General features: G+C 58.5%; 8 protein-coding genes and 1 pseudogene. 4 read left to right on the forward strand and 5 right to left on the reverse strand.

Translation table 11 applies throughout. The annotated features are described in order from the left end of the window. Position 1: 1 nt before the first annotated feature. From FD02_RS10540 to FD02_RS10550, 3 genes and pseudogenes are all read right to left on the reverse strand, one after another. Positions 2 to 376, reverse strand: a complete 375-nt coding sequence (locus tag FD02_RS10540) for a DUF1634 domain-containing protein (RefSeq protein ID WP_056952196.1) — start codon at positions 374 to 376, stop codon at positions 2 to 4. Next, positions 376 to 1,221 (reverse strand): annotated as a pseudogene (locus tag FD02_RS10545) (sulfite exporter TauE/SafE family protein). The gene FD02_RS10540 and the pseudogene FD02_RS10545 overlap by 1 nt, the downstream one beginning before the upstream one ends. A 2-nt stretch (positions 1,222 to 1,223) precedes the next feature. Beyond that, the gene (locus FD02_RS10550; RefSeq protein WP_054722236.1) at positions 1,224 to 1,805 is read right to left on the reverse strand and encodes a hypothetical protein; all 582 of its coding nucleotides are present in this window, start codon (positions 1,803 to 1,805) and stop codon (positions 1,224 to 1,226) included. A 154-nt stretch (positions 1,806 to 1,959) separates the two neighbouring features. Here FD02_RS10550 and FD02_RS10555 point away from each other — a divergent pair, with 154 nt between their 5' ends. From FD02_RS10555 to FD02_RS10565, 3 genes are read left to right on the forward strand one after another with little or no spacing between them, the layout of a single operon-like run. After that, positions 1,960 to 4,341, forward strand: a complete 2,382-nt coding sequence (locus FD02_RS10555) for an ATP-dependent DNA helicase (RefSeq protein ID WP_056952198.1) — start codon at positions 1,960 to 1,962, stop codon at positions 4,339 to 4,341. Beyond that, positions 4,319 to 5,002 (forward strand): hypothetical protein, encoded by a 684-nt coding sequence (locus FD02_RS10560; protein ID WP_056952201.1) that lies wholly within the window; start codon positions 4,319 to 4,321, stop codon positions 5,000 to 5,002. The genes FD02_RS10555 and FD02_RS10560 overlap by 23 nt, the downstream gene beginning before the upstream one ends. Further along, the gene (locus FD02_RS10565) at positions 4,999 to 5,835 is read left to right on the forward strand and encodes a sce7725 family protein (protein ID WP_054722234.1); all 837 of its coding nucleotides are present in this window, start codon (positions 4,999 to 5,001) and stop codon (positions 5,833 to 5,835) included. Before FD02_RS10560 ends, FD02_RS10565 begins: the two co-directional genes overlap by 4 nt. Positions 5,836 to 6,294: 459 nt before the next feature. Here FD02_RS10565 and FD02_RS10570 read toward each other — a convergent pair whose 3' ends face one another. Beyond that, a complete protein-coding gene (locus FD02_RS10570) occupies positions 6,295 to 7,041 on the reverse strand; it encodes a DUF975 family protein (RefSeq protein ID WP_054722232.1) in 747 nt (248 codons plus the stop codon). Positions 7,042 to 7,095: 54 nt separating this feature from the next. Beyond that, positions 7,096 to 7,857: a DeoR/GlpR family DNA-binding transcription regulator gene (locus FD02_RS10575; protein ID WP_056952229.1), complete on the reverse strand. Its 762-nt coding sequence runs from the start codon at positions 7,855 to 7,857 to the stop codon at positions 7,096 to 7,098. Between the two features lie 325 nt (positions 7,858 to 8,182). On the opposite strand from FD02_RS10575, the gene FD02_RS11640 reads away from it, so the two are divergent. Further along, complete coding sequence (locus tag FD02_RS11640; RefSeq protein ID WP_338034801.1) at positions 8,183 to 8,914, forward strand: RlpA-like double-psi beta-barrel domain-containing protein; 732 nt, start codon at positions 8,183 to 8,185, stop codon at positions 8,912 to 8,914. The last annotated feature ends 133 nt before the right edge of the window (positions 8,915 to 9,047 follow it).

Genomic DNA, 9,047 nt, shown 5'->3' on the forward strand with positions numbered 1-9,047 from the left:
TTTATTTACCGAAATAACCGATGAGCATGGCGATGACAAGGATGACCAGCACCACCGTGGTGATCCAGGCGTACAGCTTGTCATTCTCCTTGATGAACGCGTAGATGGACACGACGACCCGTAACACTGGCGTCAGAATCAGTAAAAAGATGCCCAGCATCATGATGGCGTAAGGCTTGAACGCCGCCACCCCGGCCAAGATGGCCAGCGGTCGACTCGGATGAGCGCCGGCGGCATAACCGCCATCCCCTTGCACGAGCAAGGCCACGACGCCGACAATCAAAACGGCGCCGGCAATAAGCACCCCAATCTGCATGATCTTGCCGATGATGAGTTCGACGTCTTCGATTTCCTGCTTGATTTTATTATCTTGCATTAGATGCTCACCCCGAATCCTTTCAGCAGCATTTGAATCCCCATGTAGCCGATAACGGGAATGAAGATCCAGCGCAGGACCTTGGTCGGCAGATACTGCATAATCCGCGACCCCACCGTGGCGCCAACGAGGATGCCGATGGCTAGCGGGGTGGCAATTTGCGGCTGCAGACTGCCGTTGAAGAAGTACACGGTGGCACTGGCGGCCGCCGTGACCCCCATCATCAGGTTACTGGTGGCCGTCGAGGGCTTCAGCGGCATCTTCATGATGGTATCCATTGCCAGAACCTTGAAGGCCCCGGAACCGATTCCCAGCAAGCCAGACGCCAAGCCGGCGCCGAACATCATCGTGAATCCGCCAGGCACATTGGTCACCTTGTACTCGACTTCTTTTTGCGTGGCCTTATCGAAGTACGCGCCGTTCAAGCGGAGCTTTTCGGCGTATTTATCCGGCACCGGTTCCTTGATCTACTCGGGCTTCATCAGCATCTTGCGAATCATGTTGTACACAGAGAACACCAGCAAGGCGCCAAACAGGAAGTACAGCACCTGGCCGTTGACCAGCCCAGTGATGACGGCCCCGAGGATGGCGCCGACGGTTGTGGCGATTTCCAGAAACATCGCCACGCGCAGGTTCAGCATCTCGTCTTTTAGATAGGCAATCGTTGCGCCGGAACTCGTCGCAATCACGACCACCACCGAGGCGGCAATGGCGTATTGAATCGGGTAGCCCATCAGCACCGTCAGCACCGGCGTGACAATGATGCCGCCGCCGAGGCCCAGCAAGGCGCCAAGGATGCCGGCCAGGATGCCGACCAACATGAGAATCAGGAGTTGTTCAACCATGCCTAGCCCTCCTTCTTTGGTGTGCGCTTGCGGGTGGTTTTCTTCGTAGACGCGCGCTTGGTGGTGCGCCGCGTGGTCTTGGTGGTCTTGGTGCGGCTGGCCGGGGCGGTTTTCACCGTCGGCTTTGGCGCCAGGCGCGCCTCCTCGATGGTGGCCAGCTTCTCGCTGACTGCCGCCGTGATGGCCACGAGTTGGGCGGCTTGATTGGCCACGAAGTCGTCGCCGGTCGCTACCTCATCGATGCGCAAGCCAGAGGCGTTCACGTTGGGATTCGTGATCACGAGGTACACGCGCAAGGGGGCGTCGGCGGTAGTGTCGAGAAAATTCGTCACCTTCTTGGCGTCGGCAAACGGCAAGTTAATCACGCCGGTTTCTAGGGCGATCACCGTCGGCTCGGCGCTGGTGATCGTCACCGTGGCTTGGCTCAACTTGCCCGCTTGCAAATTGGCCACCGTGGCAGCGACTGCCGGCTGCAGGGCCGCCTGCAGGTCCTTGGCCGCCGCGGCAGGCGTCACCGTGAAGCTTGGCGTCTCGAAGTTCCCCGCGAGCACCGCCGTTTGAAATGTGTTGACATTAATGTCCATGGTCACCGTTCCTTTTGTGTGAAAATAATTGCTCTTGTAAGCATACCACAACGGGCAAACAGGCGGGGTGACGCAAACGCGGCTGCTACCCCTACTCTCCTCCGAACAAGTATTCTATAATATAGAACAGATTCGTGGCAAAGGAGTCAGCCAGGTGGCAGATCATCGCATCGGCGTGCGGGAATTCGTGGAATTCACCGTGCGCACCGGGGACTTGAATCCCATTACGACCAACTCGAATAACACCGCCTTAATTGGTGCCCAGATTCACCGCCGCCTGCAATCCGCCTACGATGACGCCGACGAGAAGGAAGTCTACCTGCACACCCAGGTGATGGTCAATGACACCGCCTTTGTCATCGATGGCCGCGCAGACGGCGTGCTGGCTGGCAAAAACGGCCCGATCGTCGAGGAAATCAAAACCAGCGCTCGGCCGTGGGCAGACCTGACGCAAAACACCCGCGACCGTTACTGGGCCCAAGCGCGCGTCTACGCCCATTTCCTGTGTATGGATCGCGACCTTGATGCCATCGACATCGATTTGGTTTACGTCCAAACCAGCAACGACCAATTGACGCGCTTCACCGAACATCAAACCGCCGCCGACTTGAGCCTGCTGTTCGACGACTTGATTGCCGAGTTTGGCGACTGGTTGCGAATGCGCAGCGACATCGTCAAGGCCCGCAACGCCAGCATCGCTGACCTCGACTTTCCCTTTCCCGCCTTTCGCACCGGCCAGCGCGAACTCGCCGCGGCGGTGTACCGCACGATTGCCAACCACACGCGCCTCTTCGCCGAAGCCCCCACCGGCACCGGCAAAACCATTTCGACACTGTTCCCCGCCATCAAGGCGATGGGTGCCGACTTGATCAACCGCGTCTTCTACCTCACCGCCAAGCAAAGCACGCGCCACGTCGCCGAAGCCGCCATGGGGCTGATGGAACTCCACGGCTTGGTGGCCAAAAGCATCACCCTCACCGCCAAGGACACGATCACCTTTGAGGAAGAACCCGACGATCCCACCATCAATCCCTACATGCTGGGCTACTACGATCGGCTCAAACCGGCCTTAAAGGACATGCTGACCCATGAGAACCAGCTGACCCGCGGCACCATCGAGCAGTACGCCCGCAAGCACACGCTGGATCCCTTCGAGTTTTCCCTCGACGCGTCGCTATTTTGCGACGTGATTATTTGCGACTACAATTACCTGTTTGACCCCGCCGTGTTCTTGCAGCGCTTCTTTGCCGAACCCGACCCGGAGAATTGCTTTCTCGTCGACGAGGCGCACAACCTCGTGTCCCGGGCGCGCGACATGTACTCCGCCGAGCTCACCGACACGCTGTTCACCGAGCTGAAAACGGCCTTGGCGCCGTACAAGCAACACGGCGTGCCAGCCATCAAAGGCGGCATCACCAAGACGCTCACCGCCTTTGACGTCGTGCGCGCCGCCGTCCCCACCGGCCAAACCGAAGTCTTCCAGCCGGCACGGTTGGAGAATCTCGTAGCGGTGCTCAACGGCTTGGCGCAGACTATTCACGATTGGCTCACCGGCGAGCTCGAAAACCGCGACCAAGCCGTCGTCGACCTCGTACTACCGGTATATTTTGCCGTCAACCAGTTCCTGCGGATTAACGATTTCTACGACGACGCCTTTGAAACCAAGGTGGCCTTGACGCCGGATACCGTCACGGTGAAGCAGCTTTGCCTCGACCCTAGCAGCTTCATCGACGACTCGCTGAGCCTCGGTGGCGGTGCCGTGTTGTTCTCGGCCACGCTATCGCCGCTGGATTACTACCAAGAGGTGCTTGGCGGCGTGGCCAATAGCCTCGCCTACCAGCTTCCATCCCCGTTTCCCACCAGCAACACCGCCGTCTTGGTCGCCACCGACGTGCAAACCACCTATCGCCAGCGCCAAGCCAGCCTGCCGACGGTGATTGCTAGTCTAACGGCGATGGTGCGCGCCAAAGCCGGGCATTATCTGGTGTTTCTGCCGTCCTACGCCTACCTCGATCAGGTGGCGACGGCCTTTACCGCCGCCAATCCCGACCTCGCCTGCGTGACGCAAACCACCAACATGGACGCGGAAGCGCGCAGCCAGTTTCTCGACCATTTTCGCGAATCGGTCGAGCCGGTGGTGGGCTTTGCGATTCTCGGCGGGATTTTCTCCGAAGGCATCGACCTGACTGGCGACCAGCTGATCGGCGCGGCCATTGTCAGCGTCGGCCTGCCCGGCTTGAACTCGGAGACCAACCGGCTGCGCGACTATTTTGATCGCAAAAACGGCAACGGCTTCGCCTACGCCTACCAGCTGCCCGGCTTCAACCACGTACTGCAAGCCGGGGGCCGCGTGATTCGCGGGGCGCATGACGTCGGGGTGATCCTATTGTTGGATGCGCGGTTTGCCACGCCACGCTATGCGCAGCTGTTCCCGCCACACTGGGCACACGCTCAGGTGACCCGCAACCCCACCGAGTTGGCGACGCGCCTGACAGACTTTTGGGAGGCTCATCATGAAGACAGCCCTGACGCTTGACCTCGAAAAAACACTCTTCGCCTATTGGCAGGAGCTCGGCGTGCCGGTCGTGGAGGAAGTCACGATGCCGCAAGCTGCCGGCATCGTCGACTCGCTGGCCCGCCAGGTCAACGCCGATGGCACCATCACCTGGCGTTGCTTCGAGCTGAAGGTAACCAAGGCCGATTTTCACAGCGGCGCCAAGTGGTCCTTCGTCGGCGACTACAACTACTTCGTCTTGCCGGCGCGGCTGTACCCGCAAGTCGCAGACGCCATTCCCGCCGGCATCGGCGTGATGACTTACCGGGCGTATTCGAAACAGGCCGTCGCCGCCAGCAACTTGCCGGTGACGACGCCGGGCCAGCTCACCGTGGTGCGACCACCGCGGCACCAAGCGCTAGCCGTGCCTGCTGGCGAATTAGAGACGCGCTTTGTCGCCAGTCTGAATCGCGAGGTGGTGAAGGCCAAGCGCGTCGCCCGCGGCTTGAGCCAGTATAGCGACGAGCAGTTACTCAAGGAGCTGCAGCGCCGCAGCGACCAGTACGCGATTTACGACCCCGAAGATAACCTTTACGACCATTTCGCCGACCAGCTGCAAAACACCACCATTGCCGCTCTCCAAGCGGAGCTCGACGCCTTGGCGGCAGAAAACGCGGCGTTGCGGCTTGGAGGCTCGGCATGAACTACTACCCTTTGATTCGCGGGCGCCAGGCGGATTTATTGGCGTTGCGTGCCGCGGTGCAAACCGGGCTATCCCCGCACATCATCCCCGTCATCGAGCCGGTGAAAGACAACGCCGCCTTACCCAGCACCGTGGCCGCATTTGCTGCCGCCGAGCACCCCCTGTATGTGATCGCTAACCCGCAAGTGGGCACCTATGGCTTGCTGGCAGCGCCGCGCCACCCGTTACCCACGCCGCTGCCGGCGCCGGTGCAAGCGGCCCGCTACTTCGACGCCCAGCCAGCCCCGCTGATTATCGCTGGTACTTCCGCAGAGGCGGCGGCGTTGCCGTCGCGGCAACTGCTCATGGTACCCAACGAGGCGCGGTTTCGCGTGCGCGGGTCGAACCAAGCCATCTACCTTGGCGACTGGCACCCGAGTCGCGAGCGAACCGAAGCCTTCCGCGTCGTGCAACGTGAGCTCTATCAGTACCCCAAGGCGACCCTGGCCGGGCGCGGCTGGGCCGACTACCCGTTAAGCAGTCACCACTATTCCGAGCAAGGCTACCCGCAACGCGCCATCGCCTTGCACCTCTTATTTCCCAGCCACGGCGCGCTTTACTGGCAACATTTCACCTCGGTTAACAATACCGACTTCAGCCAACCGCAAGCCAAGTTTTTCGAGGCCGTCACACCGCTTGCCGCCTGGCTGGCGGTGCACCCCGAGGCGGCCACGCCAGCCACCAGCGAGCTTTTGCAATTGTTGACCCAGCACCATTTTCCGGGGTTAGGCAAGGTCCGCGAACTTCAGCTTCGCCACCTGTTCACCATCATCGGGCGCTGGTTGACGGATTAGGGGGTCACAAATTGGCGAGTTGTTCACTTCTATAGAGGTAACGACCAACCGGCGCTCACCGCAGTCACCCGCTTGAAGGATCCGCAAGCAGGCCGACTCGGTGGCGACGCGAGGGCGTTACCCGCTGGGCGCAGCCGAGTCATCCGGAGACTCGGGCGGGGGCCTAACCGCCACTCGGGCCCATTGGTGGTTGGCACCCCCCAGCACGCCGCGCAAGGAACCGCGTGGTGCGAAGTTCAGTGGTCGACCAAGTGTAGATCAGACGTTATCGGTGAGGTGAACCCCTTCATTCGGTCAAGCAGTCAGCCGGATTGCCCATTGTTGCCTACTTTGGGTGCCAATACTCGGTACAATCCCGCCTTCGCCTTGACCGCAAGTGACTGAACAAACTTCCCCGATAACAAAACCAGCCCCGGTTGCATGTGCAGTCGGGGCTGGTTGGCGTCTCGTGATGACAAGTTATTGCTGAGTTTGCAAGTCGGCTTGGTACTGCCGCACGTTTTCGTAAAAACCGGCTTTGGCCACTTGCAGGTAAGGATCGATCAACAAATTGAACAGGTTGAAGGTGATGCCTTCCAAGATGTACCAACCCAGCAGTGACAGCTGGAAGACGAATAAATCGAGCTTGAAGCCGCGCATCAGGCGCCAAGACACCCCTAATGCTTGAAACACGCCAAACGGCCCGCGCTCGCGGCCATCGTAAAAGACGAAGTAAATCTGGCTCCACCCATAGGCCAGCAGAATCCCCGGCACGATGATGTAAGAGCCTAGTTGAATCAACAGGCGGCTGACGATAGCCAGCAACAAGACGCCGAAGAAGTAGCGACTGTTAAACAGGCGAAAGACCGCCTTAAGCGGATTGAACTGCTGTAGCTTGCCCCGGTAGACATCTAGCGCGGTAATTGCCACGCCTTGGGTGAACCACAGGGAAATCAGCGCTTGAATCAACGACTGCTTTTGGACCTCCGCCGAGCGGCTTTGGGAAATGTGGAGGATGGCGGTTTGCGCGTCTGCCCCACTGCCGTTGATGGCCAGCATGCTTTTATACATCCCGATGAGCAGGCCCATCATTAAAAAGTAAAAGACGACTTGGATCAGCCATGGAATCAAGTTGGCCAGAACCATATTCTTAAATACTCCAGGCTCGTGCAATTGCGCCTTGGCTTGGGCTTTCACTTCCGAGCGGGAAAGATATTGATGCGTCATGTGTCCTCCTTACGCAGTCTCTGCGTGAATCTGGCAGTAGTATAGCACCGCTGCTTACTGCTTGGCCACCAGGAACTCGGTGCCCGGTGCAAACCACATGCGTTCCGGTTCGCGTAGCGGCCGTTCGGTGATCAATGTGTCGATTGCGCCAAGCCCGAAGCCTTGGTAGGTCGACTTCAGCTGAAACTTCTGTAGTTCGGTCACCACCACCAAGCGGCGGGCGGCACCGGCCACGGCGGTTTTGACCTGGGCGTCTTCGTCATAGGCAAAATACACCCCGTGCGCGTCCATCGCCGCGGCCCCGACAAAGGCGGCGTCAAAGGCGATGCGACTTAAGGTGTCGAGGCTGGCCGGGGAAAAGAAGAACCGCGCGTGGTGATTCAGCCGGCCACCAAGCAGGTGCAGCGTCACCCCGGTTTTCACCGACAGCGCGATAGCGTTGTCCAGCGAATGCGTATAAATGGTGACCGAGTCATCGATACTTTGTGACAACTTCAAGAGCGTGGTGGAATCATCGACGAAATAAACCCCACCGGGATGAATCAGCTGCAGTGCGGTTTGCGCCATCGCCGTTTTCTCCGCGGAAAACAGCTTCTGGCGCATCGAGTAGCTGGGAATCGTGTGGCCGAATGTCAACGACACGATGCCGCCGCGCGTGCGCCGGCCCGCGCCGGCCGCAGCCAGCGCGACAATGTCCCGCCGCGCGGTGTCACGCGACACCCCCACCGCCTGCATGATGTCTTCGATGGACAACTCCTGCTTCGTGTTCAATAGGCGCTTGATCTCCTCAAAGCGCTTCTCCCGATACATGGCCATCGAACTCACCTCACCCAATTAATACTCTCCATTATACCGGAAAACTCCGAAGAATCGCTTAAAACAACGTATTCCCTGTTTTTTGCGCTTTGTGATGGAAAAGTGGTAACTGCAACCGAATTCAATCCAGTATTTTGGCGGGATTGGCCCAGAATTTTACAATCACGATCACAATGAAATATTGCCGAGTTTGTGACAGTTATGTGACAACGTGACAAAACTAGCTTGAATTGTAATGCGACTGGCACTTGCATGACACGTCCAACGTCTATACTTTGCAGTGTTCCTAGGGGGATATTACCAAATCGAACCAAAATAGGAGTGGATGATTATTCTTAAGAACAAAATCCAATTAACAGCCGTAACGGTTCTCACGTTACTCGGCGGTGCAGCCGTCGCCACGTTACCGGACAAGCCGGTCAACGCGTTGGGCACGGATACCGCCTCATCGAAGTCAACAACTACGCAATCCAATACTGAAAGTGTCGACGGTGCTGCTCGGGCCGCCGGCGAAGCCACGGTTAAGCTGCAAAAGCAGGCGCAACCTCAGCAGACCGTTCAATTACAGGGTAAAGCACAAGACCCTGTTGAATTGAACCTGCAGGTAAAGAAGCAACAAGCCATCGCCGCCGCTAAGAAGAAGGCTGCCGCCGCTCGGGCCGCTGCCGCCAAGAAGGCGCAAGCCGCTAAGGCAACGACGACCAGCACCACGAGCACGACGAGTTCTAGTGCGAGTGCCACGACGACGGACTACACTAAGTCTGCCAGCAACACGAGTGCCACCGGGGCCAACAAAGGGACGTTCAAGCTCAGCTTCTACGATCCTGCTTCCATGGGCTCCAGCATGGGCTATGGTGGTGTTGCCGCCAACCTCAGCGTCTTCCCGAAAGGCACTCGCCTGAAGATCACGTTGAGCGATGGCACGGTTTGGTATCGTGTTGTTAACGATACCGGTGGCTTTGCCGCTGCCAACCCACGTCAGCTTGACGTGGCGATGCCAAATAGCCAGATTCCTTCAGCTGGTATTCTCTATGCCAACGTTGAAGTCTTACACTAAATCTGCTTTGCGACCACACTTGCTGTGGTCGTTTTTTTGTCCTCACTGCCACTTACCCAGAACGTGTGTTGCCCACGACTAAATTGTTGACGGGGAAAACGCTTCCGTGCTATATTATGGCCAGACAAGTCCG

Origin of the sequence: Lacticaseibacillus nasuensis JCM 17158, assembly GCF_001434705.1 — a bacterium.
Taxonomy (GTDB): domain Bacteria; phylum Bacillota; class Bacilli; order Lactobacillales; family Lactobacillaceae; genus Lacticaseibacillus; species Lacticaseibacillus nasuensis.

Bases quoted from the DNA above. Each gene is read 5' to 3' on its own strand.
- FD02_RS11640 (WP_338034801.1), top strand. From the start codon at position 8,183: ATGATTATTCTTAAGAACAAAATCCAATTAACAGCCGTAACGGTTCTC.
- FD02_RS10540 (WP_056952196.1), bottom strand. From the start codon at position 376: ATGCAAGATAATAAAATCAAGCAGGAAATCGAAGACGTCGAACTCATC.
- FD02_RS10550 (WP_054722236.1), bottom strand. From the start codon at position 1,805: ATGGACATTAATGTCAACACATTTCAAACGGCGGTGCTCGCGGGGAAC.
- FD02_RS10560 (WP_056952201.1), top strand. From the start codon at position 4,319: ATGAAGACAGCCCTGACGCTTGACCTCGAAAAAACACTCTTCGCCTAT.
- FD02_RS10570 (WP_054722232.1), bottom strand. From the start codon at position 7,041: ATGACGCATCAATATCTTTCCCGCTCGGAAGTGAAAGCCCAAGCCAAG.
- FD02_RS10565 (WP_054722234.1), top strand. From the start codon at position 4,999: ATGAACTACTACCCTTTGATTCGCGGGCGCCAGGCGGATTTATTGGCG.
- FD02_RS10575 (WP_056952229.1), bottom strand. From the start codon at position 7,857: ATGGCCATGTATCGGGAGAAGCGCTTTGAGGAGATCAAGCGCCTATTG.